The organism is Streptomyces sp. NPDC044063, from assembly GCF_056434285.1.
On record NZ_JBWKFM010000019.1, the window covers coordinates 99,054 to 118,087 of the forward strand.

General features: G+C 71.6%; 19 protein-coding genes. 4 read left to right on the forward strand and 15 right to left on the reverse strand.

From position 1 onward, the window contains the following. Positions 1 to 47 precede the first annotated feature (47 nt). Positions 48 to 1,211, forward strand: a complete 1,164-nt coding sequence (locus AC07BS_RS22975; protein ID WP_478934130.1) for a lipase family protein — start codon at positions 48 to 50, stop codon at positions 1,209 to 1,211. Positions 1,212 to 1,262: 51 nt separating this feature from the next. Here the strand turns inward: AC07BS_RS22975 and AC07BS_RS22980 are convergent, their stop codons facing one another. From AC07BS_RS22980 to AC07BS_RS23005, 6 genes are all read right to left on the reverse strand, one after another. Beyond that, a complete protein-coding gene (locus AC07BS_RS22980) occupies positions 1,263 to 3,155 on the reverse strand; it encodes an AMP-dependent synthetase/ligase (protein WP_478647229.1) in 1,893 nt (630 codons plus the stop codon). Positions 3,156 to 3,295: 140 nt separating this feature from the next. Then, the gene (locus tag AC07BS_RS22985) at positions 3,296 to 3,997 is read right to left on the reverse strand and encodes a TetR/AcrR family transcriptional regulator (RefSeq protein WP_478647231.1); all 702 of its coding nucleotides are present in this window, start codon (positions 3,995 to 3,997) and stop codon (positions 3,296 to 3,298) included. Between the two features lie 199 nt (positions 3,998 to 4,196). Next, positions 4,197 to 5,522: a dicarboxylate/amino acid:cation symporter gene (locus tag AC07BS_RS22990; RefSeq protein ID WP_478647232.1), complete on the reverse strand. Its 1,326-nt coding sequence runs from the start codon at positions 5,520 to 5,522 to the stop codon at positions 4,197 to 4,199. 132 nt (positions 5,523 to 5,654) lie between these two features. Next, positions 5,655 to 5,957: a DUF4229 domain-containing protein gene (locus tag AC07BS_RS22995; RefSeq protein ID WP_478647234.1), complete on the reverse strand. Its 303-nt coding sequence runs from the start codon at positions 5,955 to 5,957 to the stop codon at positions 5,655 to 5,657. A gap of 68 nt (positions 5,958 to 6,025) precedes the next feature. Continuing rightward, complete coding sequence (gene mqnE, locus AC07BS_RS23000; RefSeq protein WP_478647236.1) at positions 6,026 to 7,189, reverse strand: aminofutalosine synthase MqnE; 1,164 nt, start codon at positions 7,187 to 7,189, stop codon at positions 6,026 to 6,028. A gap of 70 nt (positions 7,190 to 7,259) precedes the next feature. Continuing rightward, positions 7,260 to 7,715, reverse strand: a complete 456-nt coding sequence (locus AC07BS_RS23005) for an Lrp/AsnC family transcriptional regulator (protein WP_478647238.1) — start codon at positions 7,713 to 7,715, stop codon at positions 7,260 to 7,262. Positions 7,716 to 7,854: 139 nt separating this feature from the next. Between AC07BS_RS23005 and AC07BS_RS23010 the strand changes: the two genes are divergently transcribed. Continuing rightward, positions 7,855 to 7,989: a hypothetical protein gene (locus tag AC07BS_RS23010; RefSeq protein ID WP_478647318.1), complete on the forward strand. Its 135-nt coding sequence runs from the start codon at positions 7,855 to 7,857 to the stop codon at positions 7,987 to 7,989. Here AC07BS_RS23010 and AC07BS_RS23015 read toward each other — a convergent pair. Beyond that, positions 7,986 to 8,675 carry a UbiX family flavin prenyltransferase gene (locus AC07BS_RS23015; RefSeq protein WP_478647240.1) on the reverse strand — a complete coding sequence of 230 codons (690 nt, stop codon included), beginning with the start codon at positions 8,673 to 8,675 and terminating at the stop codon, positions 7,986 to 7,988. The genes AC07BS_RS23010 and AC07BS_RS23015 overlap by 4 nt on opposite strands. Before the next feature lie 97 nt (positions 8,676 to 8,772). On the opposite strand from AC07BS_RS23015, the gene AC07BS_RS23020 reads away from it, so the two are divergent. Continuing rightward, positions 8,773 to 9,921 carry a hypothetical protein gene (locus tag AC07BS_RS23020; RefSeq protein WP_478647242.1) on the forward strand — a complete coding sequence of 383 codons (1,149 nt, stop codon included), beginning with the start codon at positions 8,773 to 8,775 and terminating at the stop codon, positions 9,919 to 9,921. 118 nt (positions 9,922 to 10,039) lie between these two features. Here the strand turns inward: AC07BS_RS23020 and mqnP are convergent, their stop codons facing one another. Next, the gene (gene mqnP, locus AC07BS_RS23025; RefSeq protein ID WP_478647244.1) at positions 10,040 to 10,945 is read right to left on the reverse strand and encodes a menaquinone biosynthesis prenyltransferase MqnP; all 906 of its coding nucleotides are present in this window, start codon (positions 10,943 to 10,945) and stop codon (positions 10,040 to 10,042) included. Beyond that, complete coding sequence (locus tag AC07BS_RS23030) at positions 10,942 to 12,393, reverse strand: menaquinone biosynthesis decarboxylase (RefSeq protein WP_478647246.1); 1,452 nt, start codon at positions 12,391 to 12,393, stop codon at positions 10,942 to 10,944. The genes mqnP and AC07BS_RS23030 overlap by 4 nt, the downstream gene beginning before the upstream one ends. A gap of 87 nt (positions 12,394 to 12,480) precedes the next feature. Here AC07BS_RS23030 and AC07BS_RS23035 point away from each other — a divergent pair, with 87 nt between their 5' ends. Further along, positions 12,481 to 12,789: a PLD nuclease N-terminal domain-containing protein gene (locus tag AC07BS_RS23035; RefSeq protein WP_478647248.1), complete on the forward strand. Its 309-nt coding sequence runs from the start codon at positions 12,481 to 12,483 to the stop codon at positions 12,787 to 12,789. Positions 12,790 to 12,811: 22 nt separating this feature from the next. Here the strand turns inward: AC07BS_RS23035 and AC07BS_RS23040 are convergent, their stop codons facing one another. The 6 genes from AC07BS_RS23040 to AC07BS_RS23065 all read right to left on the reverse strand — a co-directional run bounded on the left by AC07BS_RS23040 (position 12,812) and on the right by AC07BS_RS23065 (position 18,990). Next, on the reverse strand, positions 12,812 to 13,339 hold the full coding sequence (locus AC07BS_RS23040) for an SRPBCC domain-containing protein (protein WP_478647249.1): 528 nt from the start codon (positions 13,337 to 13,339) through the stop codon (positions 12,812 to 12,814). A gap of 83 nt (positions 13,340 to 13,422) precedes the next feature. Further along, complete coding sequence (gene ccsB, locus AC07BS_RS23045) at positions 13,423 to 14,502, reverse strand: c-type cytochrome biogenesis protein CcsB (RefSeq protein WP_478647251.1); 1,080 nt, start codon at positions 14,500 to 14,502, stop codon at positions 13,423 to 13,425. Continuing rightward, a complete protein-coding gene (resB, locus tag AC07BS_RS23050) occupies positions 14,499 to 16,265 on the reverse strand; it encodes a cytochrome c biogenesis protein ResB (protein WP_478647253.1) in 1,767 nt (588 codons plus the stop codon). The genes ccsB and resB overlap by 4 nt, the downstream gene beginning before the upstream one ends. A 3-nt stretch (positions 16,266 to 16,268) precedes the next feature. Then, on the reverse strand, positions 16,269 to 17,042 hold the full coding sequence (locus AC07BS_RS23055; protein ID WP_478647255.1) for a cytochrome c biogenesis CcdA family protein: 774 nt from the start codon (positions 17,040 to 17,042) through the stop codon (positions 16,269 to 16,271). A gap of 4 nt (positions 17,043 to 17,046) precedes the next feature. Then, on the reverse strand, positions 17,047 to 17,673 hold the full coding sequence (locus AC07BS_RS23060) for a TlpA family protein disulfide reductase (RefSeq protein WP_478647257.1): 627 nt from the start codon (positions 17,671 to 17,673) through the stop codon (positions 17,047 to 17,049). A 99-nt stretch (positions 17,674 to 17,772) separates the two neighbouring features. Further along, entirely contained in the window at positions 17,773 to 18,990 is a 1,218-nt protein-coding gene (locus tag AC07BS_RS23065; RefSeq protein WP_478934136.1) for a polysaccharide deacetylase family protein, read from the reverse strand. Between the last annotated feature and the right edge of the window lie 44 nt (positions 18,991 to 19,034).

Consider the following 19,034-nt stretch of genomic DNA (forward strand, 5'->3'; position numbering starts at 1 on the left):
GTTCTGTGCCACGTCCGGAGCCACCCCAGGACAGTCGGGAGAGCCGCATGCACCTGCGCCACAGAGCCCACGTCGCCCTCTCCGCGCTGGCCGCGCTGGCCGTCGCGCTCGGTCTGCCCGGCGGCACCGCGTCCGCCGCGCCGGCGGCGACCGGGTCGCCCGGTGACATCGTCACCTCGGCCCCCACCTCCTTCCACCCCCTGCCCGGCCAGCCCACCCGCACCAGGGCCTGGCACATCACCTACCGCTCCACCACCGCCAAGGGCACCCCCAACGTCGTCTCCGGCACCGTGATCGTCCCCCAGGACGGTCGCACCGGACCGCGCCCCCTGGTCACCTACGCGGTGGGCACCGTCGGCCTGGCCGACCACTGCGCCCCCTCCGCCGGCTTCCCCCGGGGCACCACCCTGGAGGCCAACCTCATCCAGCAGCTCACCCTGCGCGGCTGGGCCGTCGCCGTCACCGACTACGAGGGCCTGGGCACCCCCGGCGACCACACCTACGCCGTCGGGCGCGCCGAGGGGCACGCCGTCCTCGACGCCGCCCGGGCCGCGCAGCGGCTGCCGGGCACCGGGCTGAGCTCACGGAGCCCGGTCGGCATCATGGGCTACTCCCAGGGCGGCCAGGCGAGCGGCTGGGCCGCCGAACTGCACGACGCGTACGCGCCCGAGCTCGACGTGCGCGGCACCGCGACCGGCGGGGTGCCCGCCGACCTGCTCCGGACCGCCGCCGCGAACAACGGCGGGATCGGCGCCGGCCTGGTGCTGATGGCCGCCGCGGGCCACGACGCGGCCTATCCCGAACTCGGCCTGGACCGCTACCTCAACGACCGGGGCCGCGCCTCGATCGACTTCATGCGGAAGAACTGCGTCGTGGTCAACACCGTGGCCGGCCTCTTCAAGCGCATCGCGGACGTCACCGTCCGCGACCCGCTCCAGCAGCCCGACTGGCAGCGCGCCCTGCGCTCCTCGACGCTGGGCACCCACGCCCCGGACCACCCCGTGTACCTCTACCACGGAGTGATCGACGAGCTGATCCCGTACGACGTGGGCCGGCGGCTGCGCGCCGACTGGTGTGCCGGGGGCGCCACGGTCCAGTGGAAGTCGCTGCCCCTGGGCGAGCACGTGCTGGGCGTGATCAGCGAGGCGGTCCCGGCCGCGAACTGGCTGGCGGACCGCTTCGCCGGCCGGCCGGTGAGCGGCACCTGCTAGGACGCGTCCGCGGGGGCCCGGGCCGTACGGGTCCGGGCCCCCGCGGCACGCTCACCGTTCGTAGAGGGCGTCGATCTCGCGGGCGAAGTCCCGGGCGATGACGGCCCGTTTGAGCTTGAGCGAGGGCGTGATGTGCCCCGACTCCTCGGTGAAGGCGACCGGCAGCACCGTGAACCGGCGGATCGCCTCCGCCCGTGACACCAGCGCGTTGGCGCCGTCCACCGCCTCCTGGAGCGCGGCGCGCAGCGCCGGGTCGTCCACCAGCTCCTGCGCCGGCACGTCGTCCAGGCCGTTCATCCGCTGCCAGTGCGCGAAGCCGTCCGCGTCGAGCGTGATCAGCGCGGCGACGTACGGCCGGTCGTCGCCGACCACCACGCACTGGTCGACGAGGGGGTGGGCGCGGAGGCTGTCCTCCAGCGGGGCGGGGGCGACGTTCTTGCCGCCGGAGGTGACGATCAGCTCCTTCTTGCGGCCGGTGATCGTCAGATAGCCGTCGGCGTCCAGCGCGCCGAGGTCTCCGGTCGGGAACCACTCCCCCGCGACGGCCCCGGTCGCGGCCCGCCGTTCGGCGTCCCAGTAGCCGGCGAACACGTGCCCGCCGCGCAGCAGCACCTCGCCGTCGTCGGCGATGCGGACCCCGCCGCCGGGCAGCGGCCAGCCGACCGTGCCGGGGCGGGGGCGCAGCGGGGGCGTCAGGGTGGCGGCGGCCGTGGTCTCGGTGAGCCCGTAGCCCTCGAAGACCTCGATGCCGGCGCCCGTGTAGAAGGAGGCGAGCCGGCTGCCGAGCGGGGAGCCGCCGCTGATGACGTAGCGGACCCGGCCGCCGAGGGCGGCCCGGATGCGGCGGTAGACCAGCGGGTCGTAGAGGGCGCGGGCCGCCCTCAGCCGGGGGCCGGGGCCGGGCCGGGTGCCGTCGCGGCCCCGCGCGTCGGCCTCGCCGTGGCGGGTGGCGACGCGGACGGCGCGGTCGAAGGAGTCGGCGCGGCCCATGCGTTCGGCCGTGGCCCGCCCGGTGTTGTAGATCTTCTCCAGGACGTAGGGGATGGTCAGCAGGAACGTCGGCCGGAAGCCGGCGAGGTCGGCGCGGAGCTCCTCGGTGGCGAGGCTGGGGGCGTGGCCGAGCCGGACCCGGGCGCGCAGGCAGCCGACGGCGACCATGCGGCCGAAGACGTGCGAGAGCGGCAGGAAGAGCAAGGTGGCGGCGGGCTCCTTGCTGGTGGCCTTGAAGACCGGGTGGAGGAGCTCGGTGGCGTTGTCGACCTCGGCGAAGAAGTTGGCGTGCGTCAGGACGCAGCCCTTGGGGCGGCCGGTGGTGCCCGAGGTGTAGATGAGGGTGGCGATGTCGTCGGGGCCGCGGCCGGCCCGGCGTCCGTCCACCACGGTGGGGGGCAGCCCCCGGCCGGCGGCGGTGAGTGTGGCGACGGCCCCGTCGTCGAGCCGCCACAGGTGCGCGAGGTCCGGGAGGTCGCCGGCCGCGACGGCCTCCGCCTGCTCGGCGGTCTCGACGACGCAGGCCGCCGCGCCGGAGTCGCGCAGGATCCAGTGTGTCTGGACCGGCGAGGAGGTGGGGTAGACGGGGACGGTGACCAGGCCCGCCGCCCACGCGGCGAAGTCCAGCAGGGTCCAGGCGTAGGACGTGCGGGCCATGACGGCCAGCCGGTCGCCGGGCCGCAGCCCGCTCGCGACCAGGCCGCCCGCGACCGAGCGCACCTCGGCGGCGAAGCGGGCCGCGGAGACGTCCCGCCACAGTCCGCCGCTCTCCTTGCGGCTGATCACCACGGTCTGGGGGACGTCGGCCGCGGTGTCGAAGGGCAGGTCGCCGAGCGAGCCGCGGAGGACCGGCGCGGCGAGCGGGGGGACGGAGGCCTCGCGGACGACGCCGGCGACGGTCGTCGTACGGGGCGGGACGAGCGGGGGCAGGGCGGTGCTGTGCGGTACGGACACGTGCGGCTCCTGTTCAGACCCACATCCAGACCGGCAAGTAACCTTACTCATCGGTAAATCAATGGCCGTAAATGTACGCCGGAGCACCCGGCGGGGCCAGTGTTCGCGCCCCCGGCGCGCGGCGACGGGGGCCGCGCGGCTCACCCGCGGGTCCAGCGACGACCGTTCACGAGGTTGTCCAGCCCCACCCACACCACGTTCATCAGCGTCCGCGCCGTCTCGTCCACCGAGGGGGCGGCGCCGGCATCGGCGCGGGTACCGGAGTTGGCCCAGCCGGCCAACGACTCGGCGGCGCCCACGAGCGCGTGCGCCAGGCCGGAGACCTCGTGGGCGGTCAGCGGTACGGCGGGGGCGGCCGCCTTGGCGGCCTCCTCGATCAGCCGGGTGACGAGGTCGACGATCCGCTGCCGCATCCCCGCCACCACCCGCGCGAACGGCTCGCCGTGGGTGCGCGCCTGGCAGCTGAGGACCGCCCAGCCGTCGGGATGCGCGGCGGTGTGCGCGAAGAACGCCAGCAGGCCGCTCCACAGCCGCCGGTCGGCGGGCGCGCCGGGCTCGGCCGCGGCCGACACCGCGGCCATCAGCGACTCCGCCTCGCGCCGTATGCACGCGCTGAAGAGGTCTTCCTTGGAGTTCAGATAGAGATAGACCAGCGGCTTGGAGGCGCCGGCCAGTTCGGCGATCTCGTCCATGGACGCCGCGCTGTACCCGCGCCGGGCGAACACCTCCACGGCGGCGTCGAGCATCTGGCGCTCGCGCACCTCCCGGGGCATCCGCTTGGCCTTCGCCTTGCCGCTGCCCCCGCGCCCGGCCTTGGACTGCGCGGGCTCGACGGAACTCATGACATTCACGACAGAAATCCCTCCCCCCCGTCACGTTACCGGCAGGTAATATCACAGGGAGGAGGGACGTCAAGGGTAGAGATCCAGCCGTCCCCCGGCGGCCGGGCCCCCGAACCGGGGCCCCGGCACGCGGACGCCCCCGGCCTCGGGGGGAGACCGGGGGCGTCCACAAGGTGCCTCGTCCTACGCGCCTACGCGCCTACGCGGCGACGGGGACCGGCGACGGCTCGCTCTCGAGCTTCGAGCCGTCGGCCGTCTCGTACGCCTCGCGGTCGAGGATGCCCTCCCGGGAGGCGACCAGGACCGGGATCACGGACTGGCCGGCCACATTGGTGGCGGTGCGCATCATGTCCACGATCGGGTCGATGGCCAGCAGCAGGCCCACGCCCGCCATGGGCAGGCCCAGCGTCGACAGGGTCAGGGTCAGCATGACCGTGGCGCCGGTGAGGCCGGCGGTCGCGGCCGAGCCGATGACCGAGACGAAGACGATCAGGACGTAGTCCTTGATCTCCAGCGGCACGTCGAAGACCTGCGCGACGAAGATGGCCGCGATGGCCGGGTAGATCGAGGCGCAGCCGTCCATCTTCGTGGTGGAGCCGAACGGCACCGCGAAGGAGGCGTACTCCCGCGGCACGCCGAGGCGCTCGGTGACCTTCTGGGTCAGCGGCATGGTGCCCACGGAGGAGCGGGAGACGAAGGCCAGCTGGATGGCGGGCCAGGCGCCGCGGAAGAAGCGCAGCGGGTTGACCTTGGCGACGGTGGCCAGCAGCAGCGGGTAGACGCCGAAGAGGACGAGGGCGCAGCCCACGTAGATGTCTGCGGTGAAGGTCGCGTACTTGCTGATCAGGCCCCAGCCGTAGGTGTAGACGGCCTTGCCGACCAGGCCCAGGCTGCCCAGCGGGGCGAGCCGGATGACCCACCACAGCACCTTCTGCAGCAGCTCCAGCACGGACTGGCTGAGGGTGAGCAGCGGCTGGGCCTTGTCGCCGATCTGCAGCACGGCGATGCCGGCGACGGCGGCCATGAAGACGATCTGGAGGACGTTGAGCTCGGTGAAGGGCGTGATGACGTCGGTGGGGACGATGCCGGTGAGGAAGTCCAGCCAGGAGCCGTGCTTCTTGGGCTCGGCGCCGTCGGCGGCGGTCAGGCCGGTACCGGCGCCCGGGTCGGTGAGCACGCCGATGGCGAGGCCGATGACGACCGCGATCAGCGACGTGATCATGAACCAGAGCAGGGTCCGGGTGGCCAGCCGGGCGGCGTTGGAGACGTTCCGCAGGTTGGTGATCGACACCAGGATGGCGAAGAACACCAGCGGGGCGACGACCACCATCAGCAGCTGGACGAATATGCCGCCTGTTTTGTCCAACGTGGTCTTGAGCCAGGAGACGTCGCCGCTCTTGGCGACCCAGCCGAGCAGGCCGCCCACCACGAGGGCGAGCAGGATCTGGGCCCAGAAGGGGACGGAGAGGATGCGCGATATGCGCCCGCGCTGAGCGGACGCCGGGGTGGACGGGGGCGTCGACATGCCGACCACGTTAACACTCATGCTTTGAGCATCCCCAAGAAGAACTTTGAGGCGCACGCGGCCCGAAACGCGCCGACGCCCTGTCGCGAAAGGGATATTCCGCGACAGGGCGTCGAAAAGGTGTGAGAAGGGTTACGCGCCGGGCGTCTGCGCGCCGTCCTCCTGGCCGGCGCTGGCGTCGAGCCGCGCCTTGGCCCGGTCCACGCGCTCCACGATCTGCTCGGACATGGCGTCGCGCTGCTTGCGCAGCAGGACCCAGCTGAGCGGGGCGGAGAGGATGAGCGCGAGCAGCACCATCCAGACCAGGTTGGAGTCGCCGACCCCGAGCGGGATGACGTGCGCGTAGCACAGCACCCATACCAGGGCGAAGCAGGCGACGAGCAGGCCGATCCGCAGGGCGGTGTAGCGGAGCGACGCGTACTTCTGGCTACTCACGGACGGGACCTTCTTCTCGACGGCGACCAAGGGGGGTGCATTCAGTACAGCACGGCCCGAAGTGGATCTCAGACGCGCATCGCCTGCGGCGTCTCGCGCAGCGAGGCGTCCGGACCGGGGTACTCACGGATGACCTCGTAGCGCGTGTTGCGCTCGACCGGCCGGAAGCCGGCCTCCCGGATCAGCTCCAGCAGGTCGTCACGGGTGAGCTTGTTGGGCGTGCCGTAGTTGTCGGCGTCGTGGGTGATCTTGTACTCGACCACCGAGCCGTCCATGTCGTCCGCGCCGTGCTGGAGCGCGAGCTGGGCGGTCTGGACGCCGTGCATCACCCAGAACACCTTCACGTGCGGGACGTTGTCGAAGAGCAGCCGGGAGACCGCGAAGGTCTTGAGGGCCTCGGCGCCGGTCGCCATCGTCGTCCGCGCCTGGAGCCGGTTGCGGATCTTGCCGTCCTTCATGTCCACGAAGTCGTGCTGGTAGCGCAGCGGGATGAAGACGTGGAAGCCGCCGGTCTCGTCCTGGAGCTCGCGCAGCCGCAGCACGTGGTCCACGCGGTGGCGGGGCTCCTCGATGTGCCCGTAGAGCATCGTGCAGGGGCCCTTGAGGCCCTTGGAGTGCGCCAGGCGGTGGATGCGCGACCAGTCCTCCCAGTGGGTGTCGTGGTCGACGATGTGCTGGCGGACCTCCCAGTCGAAGATCTCCGCGCCACCACCGGTGAGCGACTCCAGGCCGGCGTCGATGAGCTCGTCGAGGATCTCGTCGGCGGGCAGCCCCGAGATCTTCTCGAAGTGCATGATCTCGGTGGCGGTGAAGGCCTTCAGCGAGACGTTCGGCAGCGCCTCCTTGAGGGCCTTCAGCGAGCGCGGGTAGTAGCGCCAGGGCAGCGTCGGGTGGAGGCCGTTGACGATGTGGAGCTCGGTGAGGTTCTCGCTCTCCATCGCCTTGGCGAGGCGGACGGCCTCCTCGATGCGCATCGTGTACGCGTCCTTCTCGCCCGGCTTGCGCTGGAACGAGCAGTAGGCGCAGGAGGCCGTGCACACGTTGGTCATGTTGAGGTGGCGGTTGACGTTGAAGTGCACGACGTCGCCGTTCTTGCGCGTCCGCACCTCGTTGGCCAGACCGCCCAGCCAGGCCAGGTCGTCGGACTCGTAGAGGGCGATGCCGTCCTCGCGGGTCAGCCGCTCACCGGCGTGGACCTTCTCCTCCAGCTCGCGCTTGAGCCCCGCGTCCATGGATGCGCCCGCCTCTCTGTCACTGTCCTGCGCTGCCGCGTCGATCCCCGACGAGCCTACTCCCCCGCCGTCACGCCTCCTCGGGGAGCTCACCCACCCGGTTCTCCCACTTGGTGGAGAGCACGATGGTGGTCCGGGTGCGGGCGACGCCCTTGGTGCCGGACAGCCGGCGGATGGTGCGCTCCAGGCCGTCCACGTCACCGACGCGCACCTTGAGCATGTAGGAGTCGTCGCCGGCGATGAACCAGCAGTCCTCGATCTCCTCCAGGTCGCGCAGCCGGCGGGCCACGTCCTCGTGGTCGGCGGCGTCCGAGAGCTGGATGCCGATCAGGGCGGTGACACCCAGGCCGAGGGACGCGGAGTTGACGGTCGCGCGGTAGCCGGTGATGACCCCCGCCGCCTCCAGGCGGTTGATCCGGTCCGTGACGCTGGGTCCGGACAGGCCGACGAGCCTGCCCAGCTCCGCGTACGAGGCCCGGCCGTTCTCCCGCAGAGCCTGGATGAGCTGCCTGTCCACCGCGTCCATAACCTGGCACCTTTCAATAATCAGCGAACTCGCCGGTTTACGTGTAGAATCTAAGGCGTACGGGGCTCAAGACCCCGCAAATCTTTCACCAGATCAGCGAATCAACGACGATCCTTCGATCATCAGGAGTGAAGAGCCCGTGTACTCGATCGAGATGGCCTACGCCCGCATGCGTGAGCTGCAGGACCTGGCCAACCGCTCGCGTGCCCACCAGCCCACCGACCAGCGCCGCGCGGAGCCCAGGCTCCGTCTGCCGCGCGCCAAGAAGCGCTAGCCCGCACGGCGGGATCCGCTGGCGCCACCGAGCTCTCCTTCCCATCGGCGGTAGAGCCGGTGCGGCACCCCTGCCGCGTCCAGCACCCGCCCGGCGACGAAGTCCACCAGATCCTGGATGTGCGTCGCCCCCGCGTAGAACGCCGGCGAGGCGGGCAGCACCACGGCTCCCGCGTCGTCGAGCGCCACGAGTTGTCTGAGCGTCTGGCCGCTGAGCGGGGTCTCCCGCACCGCGACGATCAACGGCCGGCGCTCCTTCAGCGTCACGCTCGCCACCCGTTGCAGCAGATCCTTCGACAGCCCCATCGCCACACCGGCCACGCACGCCGTGCTCGCCGGGACGATGAGCATCCCCTTGACGGGATACGAGCCGGACGACGGCCCGGCGGCCAGGTCGCCCGCCGCCCAGTACCGCACGTCGGACACGTCCGGATCGAAGGTCCCCGGCTTGCCGTCGGCGCCCAGCGCCAGCCAGCTCCGCAGGTCGTCGCGCCAGTGCGCGTCCCGGAACGCGATCCCCGTCTCGTCCAGCAGCGTCAGCCGCGAGGCCCGGCTGACCACCAGGTCCACCGCCTCGCCCGCCGCCAGCAGTCCGCGCACGACGGCCGCGGCGTACGGCGTCCCGGACGCGCCGGAAACGCCCACCACCCAGGGCCGGCGCTGCGTTGTGTGTTCGTACCGCTCCACGCCCCGAGCCTATCCGCAGCCCGCAGCCACGGCCGAAAAGTCCTTTGACATGCTTAATCCTCCTGGATTTAGCTGGGTTTTGCGCAAGATCAGCCACATGGGGGGAATCATCATCCGTCGTACCCACCGGGGCCTCGCCGCGCTCGGCGGCCTCGTCCTCGTCACCACCGCTGCCACCGCCTGCGACACCGGGAAGCTCGGCACGGCGGCGAAGGTCCAGCGCGCCTTCGACCGGCTGGGCGAGCGGACGTCGTACGCGGCGGAGATGTCCTTCGCCGCCGACGCGGGGAAGATCTACGAGGCCCTCAAGGGCGAGGACGACTTCGAGCGCTCCGACGCCGACGTCCTGGCCGGCCTGCGGTACTCCTTCACCGCGTCCTACGACAAGCCGCTCAAGGACGTCACCGGCAAGGACGACAAGAACGCGCGCATCGCGTACGAGCTCACGACCGGCGGCGGCAAGCGGCTCGTGGAGGTCCGCTCCCTCGACCGCAGGGCCTACGCCCGCGCCGACCTCGGGCAGGTGCTCGCCCTGGCCGGCACGGCCGGGAAGGGGACCGGCCGCGGCCCGGACACCCGCACGCCCAAGGCGGTCCTCGACGAACTGACGCGCAGGGCCGACGAGCTGCCCGCCTCCATGGGCGCCGTCAAGAGCCTCCTCAAGGGCGGCTGGGTCTCCCTCGACACCGAGGAGTTCGAGCGGCTCGCCGAGGCCCGTGGCGGCGGCGGGAAGGCCGCGCCGAACCCGTTCTCGCCCGACGGCAGGAGCCAGAAGCAGCTCCTCGACGCGTTCAGGAAGGCCGTCGGCGACAACGCCCGCTTCAAGGACGCGGGCACGAAGGACGGCACCGAGCACGTGCGGGTCACCGTCCCGGCGAAGAAGGTCGCCCAGGACATGAAGGAGAGCCTCCGGCCGCTCCAGGAGAAGCTCGACCCGTTCAGCCGGAAGGACAAGGGCGGGGACGACGACCTCGGGGACGTCCCCGACAAGGACGTCACCGTCGACATCGCCCTCCGCGGCGGCGACCTCGCCGGCCTGACCTTCGACGCCTCCGCCTTCGACAAGGAGGCGAAGGGCGAACTGCCGGTCGCCGTCACGTTCCGGGGCGGCGCGACCGCCCGCGTCGAGGCCCCGTCCGGCGCCCAGGAGCTGAGGCCGCAGGACCTCCTCGGCGCCGCGCTGACGCTGGGCGGCGACCGCCTGGGCGCGGGCCGGCCCGGGAAGGCCGGGCTCGAAGGCGTCTGACGCCGCGTATCCGGCACCACGCGCGAAGGGGCGGCCCCGGCCAACGGGACCGCCCCTTCCGGCGTCTGTACGGCGATCAGGCGATCCGGCCGATCAGGCGATCCGGCCGATCAGGTCGTCAGGCCGGCGCCAGCCCCCGCACCAGCAGGTCGAGCAGCGCGCACACGAACAGCATGATCCCGATGAAACCGTTCACCGTGAAGAACGCCCTGTTCAGGCGGGACAGATCACCCGGCCGCACGATCGAGTGCTCGTAGAGGAACGCCCCCGCGACCACCACGAGGCCGGTCCAGAAGAACACCCCCGCGTGCGTCGCCAGCCCGTACCAGGCCAGCAGCGCCGTGGTGATCACATGGCAGACCCGGGAGCCGTACAGCGCCGCCGCGATGCCGAAGCGGGCCGGCGTGGACTTCACCCCGTGGGCCCGGTCCGCCGCCACGTCCTGGCAGGCGAAGATCAGGTCGAAGCCGCCGATCCAGACGCCGACCGCGAGGCCGAGGATCACCGCGTCCCAGGACCACTCCCCCGTCACCGCCAGCCACGCGCCGACCGGGCCCATGGCCTGGGCCAGGCCCAGGATGGCGTGCGGGAAGTTCGTGAAGCGCTTGCCGTAGGGGTAGACCACCATCGGGACGACCGCGACCGGCGCCAGCGCCAGGCACAGCGGGTTGAGCAGCGCCGCCGCGCCGAGGAAGACGGCGACGGCGATCAGCGCGCCGGTCCACGCCGAGCGGACGGAGACGGCGCCGGTGACGATCTCGCGGTTCGCGGTACGCGGGTTCCGGGCGTCGATCTCACGGTCGATGATGCGGTTGCAGGCCATCGCGAAGGTGCGCAGGCCCACCATGGCGACGGTGACGAGGAGGAGCCTGACCCAGTCGACGCGCTCGTCCTTGTCGAACATCGCCGTCAGGGAGGCGATATACGCGAAGGGCAGCGCGAAGACGGAGTGCTCGATCATCACGACGCGCAGGAAGCCGCGGGCGCGGCCCATGCGCGGCGCGGCGGCGGCGCCGGCGCTCACAGTCCGTACTCCTTCCAGCGGCGGTCGACCAGGGCGGCCGTCCGCGGGTCCGACTCCACCATGTGCGGCCAGCCGCCGTCGCGGGTGTAGCCCTCCTCGGGCCACTTCGCGGTGGCGTCGATGCCCGCCTTGCCACCCCAGAACTGCTGGTAGGAGGCGTGGTCGAGGTGGTCGACGGGGCCCTCGACGACGGTGAGGTCGCGGGCGTAGTCGGTGTTGCCCAGGGCCCGCCAGGACACCTCGTGGAGGTCGTGGACGTCGCAGTCGGAGTCCACCACGATGATCAGCTTGGTCAGCGACATCATGTGGGCGCCCCAGATGGCGTGCATGACCTTCTGGGCGTGCTTGGGGTACTTCTTGTCGATCGAGACGATCGCGCAGTTGTGGAAGCCGCCGGACTCCGGCAGGTGGTAGTCCACGATGTCCGGGATGATGATCTTCAGCAGCGGCAGGAAGAACCGCTCCGTGGCGCGGCCCAGCGGCCCGTCCTCGGTGGGCGGGCGGCCGACGACGATCGACTGGAGCAGCGGGCGGCGCCGCATGGTGACGCAGTCGATGGTGAGCGCCGGGAAGGGCTCCTGCGGCGTGTAGAAGCCGGTGTGGTCGCCGAACGGGCCCTCGGGGAGCATCTCGCCGGGCTCCAGCCAGCCCTCCAGCACGACCTCGGCGTTGGCCGGGACCTGGAGCGGCACGGTCTTGCAGTCGACCATCTCGATGCGCTTGCCCTGGACGAAGCCGGCGAAGAGGTACTCGTCGATGTCGCCGGGCAGCGGCGCGGTCGACGCGTACGTCACGACCGGGGGGCAGCCGAAGGCGATGGCGACGGGCAGCCTCTCGCCCCGCTTGGCGGCCACCTGGTAGTGGTTGCGGCTGTCCTTGTGGATCTGCCAGTGCATGCCGATGGTGCGCTTGTCGTGACGCTGGAGGCGGTAGAGGCCGAGGTTGCGGACGCCGGTCTCGGGGTGCTTGGTGTGGGTCAGACCGAGGTTGAAGAAGGAGCCGCCGTCCTCGGGCCAGGTGAACAGCGCCGGCAGCTTCTCCAGGTCCACGTCGTCGCCGGTGAGAACGACCTCCTGGACCGGCGCGTCCTTCACCTTGCGGGGCGGGACGTGCGCCATCGCGCCGAGCTTGCCGAACGCCTCGCGCATGCCGACGAACCCCTGCGGGAGCTCCGGCCTGAGCAGACCGCCGATCTTCTCGCTGATCTCGTCGTAGGACGTCAGACCGAGCGCCTTGAGCAACCGGCGGTCGGTGCCGAAGACGTTCATCGCGAGCGGCATCGAGGCGCCCTTGACGTTCTCGAAGAGCAGCGCGGGACCGCCCGACTTGTTCACTCTGTCGACGATCTCCCCGATCTCCAGATAGGGGTCGACTTCCGCCGTGATGCGCTTGAGATCGCCGTCGCGCTCCAGTGCCCGGAGGAAGGAGCGAAGATCGTCGTAAGCCATGCGTTCCAGTATCGAGCACGCACTACCCTGGACCCGTCACGGGGGCCGCCCAGCGGCTCCGAGCACCGCTTCCCGGGGGCTGTCTCCATGCTCAGGTATCTGCCGTTCCTGCTGATCCTGGCGTTGTGGATCTACGCCTTCATCGACTGCCTCAACACCCCGGAGAACGAGGTACGGGGGCTGCCGAAGCTGGCGTGGGTGTTCGTGATCCTGCTGTTCGGCGAGGTGCTCGTGGGGCCCGTGGCCTGGCTGGTCGCCGGCCGGCCGCGCGCGGCGGCGCGGCCGCGGCGGCCCGAACGGCGGTGGGTGGCACCCGACGACAACCCGGAGTTCCTGCGCTCGCTGCGCCCCGAGGACGACGACAAGGGCCCGGGCGGCGGGACGCCCCGCGGCTGACGCCTCCCCCGGCCGCCGCGGGTCACTCGTGCCGCGGCCCGCGCTCGTAGCGCCCGCGCAGCTGCCGCCAGCGGTCCAGCGTCCAGCCGGACCAGTCGGCCGGCTGCCCGGCCAGCGCCTGCATCAGGTACTCGAAGTGGTGGTGCCAGCCGGCCAGGCAGTCCAGGCGCCGGTCGTCGGGACCGGTCATCTCGTTGGTGAAGTGCAGCAGCGTCCCGCCGACGCCGAGCGGTCCGGCCTCCAGCTCGAAGCGGATGCGGCCGTGGACGTCGACCGTGTACTCCGCGACCCGCTTCGGCTCCCACGCGGTGACCCGCCCGGGGGCGACGGTGGCGTTGCCCTCGGCGTCGGTGTTCAGCCAGCGCAGGGTGATCGCCCCGCCCTCACGGGGCTCGAAGGGCTCGGCGGCGGCCAGCCAGGTCGGCAGCCCCTCGGGCGTGGCCACCGCGTCCCACACCTCGTCGACGGAGTAGGGGATCGACAGCTCGTAGCGCAGGGTGTGGATGTCGCCCCGCGTCTCGGAGGCGCCGTAGGGGGAGGGGATCTCCATGGGTCCACGTCTAGCACGGCGGCCCGCCTCCCGCGCGCCGGGAGCGCGGGGGGACGGGCCGTGTCGGGCGTGGGCCGGGCGTCTCAGACGCCGGCGTAGGAGTGCTTGCCGCTCAGCAGGATGTTCACGCCGTAGTAGTTGAAGAGGTAGCAGGCGAAGGCGACCAGGGCCAGGTACGCGGCCTTGCGGCCCTTCCAGCCGGCGGTGGCGCGGGCGTGGAGGTAGCAGGCGTAGGCGACCCAGGTGATGAAGGACCAGACCTCCTTGGGGTCCCAGCCCCAGTAGCGGCCCCAGGCGGCCTCGGCCCAGATGGCGCCCGCGATGATCGTGAACGTCCACAGCGGGAAGACGGTGGCGTTGACGCGGTAGGCGAACTTGTCGAGCGTGGCGGCCGAGGGCAGTCGGGAGAGGACGTTGTCCCAGGCGCCGGTGGCCCGGTTCTCGTCCAGGCGCACCTCGTGGCGGTCACGGAAGAGGTAGAAGAGGCTGGAGGTGGCGCCCACCCACAGCGCGGCACCGGAGATGATCGCGCAGGAGACGTGGATCCACAGCCAGTACGAGTGGAGGGCGGGCACCAGCTGGTCGCTGTCGGTGTAGAGCACGGAGACCGCGAGACCCAGGTCGAGCAGGATCGACGTGGTGAGCGGCAGGCCCAGCCAGCGGACGTTCTTCCCGGCGACGAGCAGGCCCAGGTAGACGCCGACGGCGCACATGCCGAAGGTCGTGGAGAACTCGTACATGTTGCCCCACGGCGCCCGCTCCACCGACAGGGCGCGGGTGAGCACACCGCCCACGTGGAGGACGAAGGCCAGCACCGTCAGGGAGACCGCGACACGGCCGTAGAGGTCGCCCTTCTCGCTGCCGCCGGCGGCGCCGGGGCCGTCGGGGACGTCGCGGCTGCCGGGGGCCGCCCGGGTGACGATCTCGGGCCGTTCGAGGACGGCGGTGCCGCCGCTCTGCCCGGCCGTCCGGGTGGTCACGGTCACGGCGGGCTTCGCCGTGGCCGTGAGGGCGGCGGCGGTACGGCCGACCGCGCTGCGGCTGCCGAGCACCCACTCCGCGATGTGCGCGAGGAAGGCCAGGGTGTAGACGGCCATGGCCGAATAGACCAGCACATTGCTGGTGTGGGCCAGGTTCTCGTTGGTTGCGGCGGCGAGGATCACGCGCGCGCTCCTTCGGACGTTGCGGCGGGGGCTTCGGAGGGGCCGTCGGGGGTGTCGCCGGCGGTCACGGGCGGGGCGTCGGGCTGGAGGACGGCGGCCAGGTCGGCCAGTTCCTCGGGCAGCTTCGCGGACTCGCTGCGGCCGAGGCCGGCCAGCTCGACGACCGTGGTGCCGTCGGCGCCGCGGACCGCCCGCACCCAGACGCGGCGGCGCTGGATGAACAGCGATCCGGCGAGGCCCAGGAGGGCGGCCACGGCGCCGGCCAGCGCCGCCTCGTTGCCGGGCTTCTGGGAGACCTGGAAGGTGGCCCACTGCCGGATGCCGTCGAAGTGCAACGTGCCGGCGCCGTCCGGCAGCGTCATGGTGTCGCCGACCTTCATGGCCTGGGCGAAGGCCCGCCCGTCCGGGTTCTTGAACTGCTTCATCCGGGTGGTGTCGAGCTGGTAGACGCTCTGCGGCAGGCCGGAGTCCAGGCCGAGGTTGCCGTGGTAGGCGGTGAGCACCAGGCGCGGGTTGTCCAGCGCCGGGAACTGGCTGAACATCGTGCCGGTGCGCAGGTCGAGCGTGGGCACGAAGTTGCCCTGGAAGCCGATGTCGTCCTTCTCGCCGTTCTTCTTCCGGTAGTCGGCGACCTTGAGGACGGACGTCTCGGTGACGTTGCTGTCGAGCGGCAGCGAGGGGATCGGGCCCTTGAAGGCGATGTCGCCCTTGCCGTCGCGGACGGTGACCATCGGGGCGTAGCCGTGGCCGATCAGGTAGACCTTCGAGCTGCCGGTCTCCAGCGGCTCGTTCACCTTGATGGTGGTCCTGCGCCGGGGCGCGCCGGGCTTCTCCCGGTAGGTGACGTGGGCCGCGTAGTCGCGCGGCGTGCCCTTCTGGGGGCCGGTGCGCTCGTAGCTGCCGGAGAAGCTGTCGAGGTCGAAGTCGAACGGGTCGAGGTTCTCGGCGTCGAAGAGGGCGCCGGCCTTGAAGTCGTCGTACTGGGTGAGGTTGTTCGCGAAGCCGTCGCCCTCGACGACGAGCTTGCCGCCCTCGGACTTCCACAGCTGGCCGGAGGCGAAGGCCACCAGCATGACGATCAGGGAGACGTGGAAGAGGAGGTTGCCCGCCTCGCGCAGGTAGCCCTTCTCGCCGCCGACGGAGTCCTTCGCGACCGCCGTGCGGAAGCGGCGCCGCTTGAGGAGCCGGCCGGCCGCGGCCAGCACCTGCTCCGGCTCCGCCGAGGTGCGCCAGGTGGCGTGCGCGGGCATCCGGGTGAGGTGGCGCGGGGCGGCCGGCGGGCGGCCGCGCAGCTGGCCGACGAACTGCCAGGTGCGGGGGACGATGCAGCCGATGAGCGAGACGAACAGCAGGATGTAGATCGCGGAGAACCACACCGAGCTGTAGACGTGGAACAGCCCGAGCTTCTCGTAGACCGGCGCGAGCGTGGTGTGGTCCTTCTGCCACTGCTCGGCCTTGAGCTGGTCGACGCCGGTCTGCGGGACGAGCGAGCCGGGGATGGTGGCCAGCGAGAGCAGGAAGAGCAGCAGCAGCGCCACCCGCATGGAGGTCAGCTGCCGCCAGAACCAGCGCAGCCAGCCGGTCGTCTCACGGCCGGCCCAGGCCAGGGCGCCCAGCACGCCGGGGGCGCGGACGCCGCCGAACGAGCCCGGCACCGCCTGACCGCCCTCCTCGGTGGGGGCGGTGGACATGCGCGCGCCCGCGGCGTCGGCGTCGGATTCCTCCGGCGCCGGTGCGGATGCGCTGTTCTCGGTCTTGGCCATCGTTCAGATCCCCGGGGTGAAGTTGCTCGACCACGTCTGCAGGTCCGCGACCATGGTGTCCCACCAGCCTGTGACGAGGAGCAGGCCGACCACGACCAGCATCCCGCCGCCGATGCGCATGACCCACGCGTAGTGCTGTTTGACCCGGGCGAACGCGCCCAGGGCCCGCCGGAACGCCACGGCCGCCAGGACGAACGGCAGGCCGAGGCCCGCGCAGTAGGCGACGGTCAGCAGCGCCCCCCGGCCGGCGCTGGCCTGCTGGGAGGAGAGGGACAGCACGCCGGCGAGGGTCGGTCCGATGCACGGCGCCCAGCCGAGCCCGAACAGGGCGCCCAGCAGGGGGGCGCCCACCAGGCCCATGGTGGGCCGGGTGTGGAAGCGGAACTCGCGCTGCCCGAAGAGGTTGAGGGCGCCCATGAAGCCCAGGCCCAGCAGGATCGTCACGCCGCCCAGCACCACGGAGATCGTCCGCTTGTGCTCGAGGAGCGTCTGGCCGAAGAAGCCGAAGAGGGCGCCGAAGGAGACGAAGACGGCGGTGAAGCCGAGGACGAAGAGGGACGCGCCCAGGGCCATCCGGCCGCGCCGGGCCTCGGCCATGTCGGCGCCGCTGACGCCGGTCACATAGGAGAGGTAGCCGGGGACGAGGGGCAGCACGCAGGGCGAGAAGAAGGACACCAGGCCGCCCAGGACCGCCACGGGCAGGGCCAGCAGCAGGGCGCCGCTCTGGACGGTCTGGTTCACGTCGCCCGCGGCGGCCAGCGTGATCGTGGCGGTCACGGGGTCACTTCTCCGCGACCAGCGGGTCGAGCGTGTCGCGCAGCTCTTCCTCGGTCAGCGCCTTGAGCGCCCGCGCGGCGATCTTCCCGTCCCGGTCGATGAAGACCGTGGAGGGGATGGCCTGCGGGTTGAGGCTGCCCTTGGGGAAGCGCAGCAGCAGCTTGCCGGAGGAGTCGTAGAGGCTCGGGTACGGAACCTCGAACTCCTTCTCGAACTTCAGGCCGGGCGCGGGGTCGGGGTCACGGGTGTCGAGCCCGACGAACTGCACGCCCTTGTCCTTGTAGGCGTTGGCGACCTTCACCAGGTTGGGCGCCTCGGCGCGGCAGGGCGAGCACCACGAGCCCCATACGTTGAGGACGACGACCTTGCCCTTGTAGGCGTCGGCCACGTTCAGCTGCTTGCCGTCCAGGGTCTTGCCGTCGAGGTCCGGCGCTTCCTGCCGGTCGGAGCGTTCCTTGACCACGCTGACCCCGCCCGTGCCCTGCACGAACTGGGTCTGCCCACCGCTGCCGGAGGTCTTGCCGGATCCGCAGGCGGTGAGCGACAGCGCGGCCGCGACGGCGAGGGTGGCGGCCGGCAGGGTGGTACGCCGGCGGGAAAGTGGGCGTCGAAGGGCGCGGCGGGCACTCATGTGAAAAGTTTCGCATGGGCGGTTTGGGGATCTTCCGCACCCCCCTGGAGTCCGTCCGGCCCCTTCCCCCGCCCGGCGGCGGCACCCCTCCCGGCCCGCTCAGTCGTCCCGGGCGCGCCACTTCTCGCCCACGTCGAGCTTCCGCAGCCGCTTGAGGACCGCCGGGCTCTGCACGTCGAGCCAGTCGACGAACTGCCGGAAGGACACCAGCCGGACATCGCGGCGCTTGTCGTCGGCGATGTACTTGAACGCCTCCTCCACCGCGTCCATGTAGATCCCGCCGTTCCATTCCTCGAAGTGGTTGCCGATGAAGAACGGCGCCCGGTTCGTCTCGTACGCCCGGTCGAACCCGGCGATGTACGACTCCGTGGCCTGCTTGCGCCAGCCGGAGTAGTGGCGCCTGGGGCCGCGGGTGGTGTTCACCGACTGGTTGGCGAGGATGTTGTAGTCCATCGAGAGGACCTCGAAGGACTGCCCCGGGAACGGCATCTGCTGGAGGGGGAGGTCCCACAGCCCGTGCTTCTTGCCCGGCCACCTCTGCTCGCCGCCCGCGGAGCTGGCGTCGTAGCGCCAGCCGAGCTTGGCCGCGGCCGGCAGCAGGTTGTCCTGGCCCAGCAGGCACGGCGTACGGGCGCCGACGAGCTCCTTGCGGTAGTCGAAGGGCAGCGGGTCCAGGTCCCGGAAGCCGGTGTGGGTCCGCCACCGGGTGACGAAGGAGACCGCCTGGTCGATCTCGGACTCCCACTCCGCCGGCGTCCAGTGCGCGACCGAGCCCCGCCCGGAACAGAAGTGCCCGTTGAAGTGGGTGCCGATCTCATGCCCCTGGAGCCACGCCTCGCGCAGGTTCTCCAGCGTGGACCGGATGTGCCCGTCGGTCAGGTAGCCGATGTCGGAGGCGCCCACCGGGTTGTTCGGCGGGTCGTAGAGCTCCTTCTTCGACTCGGGGAGGAGATAGATCGCGGAGAGGAAGAAGGTCATCTTCGCGTCGTACTCCCGGGCCAGCTTCAGGAAGCGCGGGAAGAGACCGTTGCCGACCTCGCCCGCCCCGTCCCAGGAGAAGACCACGAACTGTGGGGGCTTCTGCCCCTTCTCCAGCGGCACCGGCTCCGACGGCTGGTGGGGCTGGGCGCCCGCGTCCGCCGTCGACCCGTCACCGATCGGACGGGCCCGGGCCACCGGCTTGGCCGCCGGGTCCCCCGCCTTCCGGCCAGCGCCGGCCCCGGCCTCCTTCTCCGACGAGCAGCCGGTGACGGCGCTCAGCCCGGCGGCCGCTCCCACCCCCATCCCGAGGAGACCCCGTCGGCTGATGTCGCGCATGTCGTCTCCGTCCCTGCTCGATGCGCCCCGCTACCATATGTCGC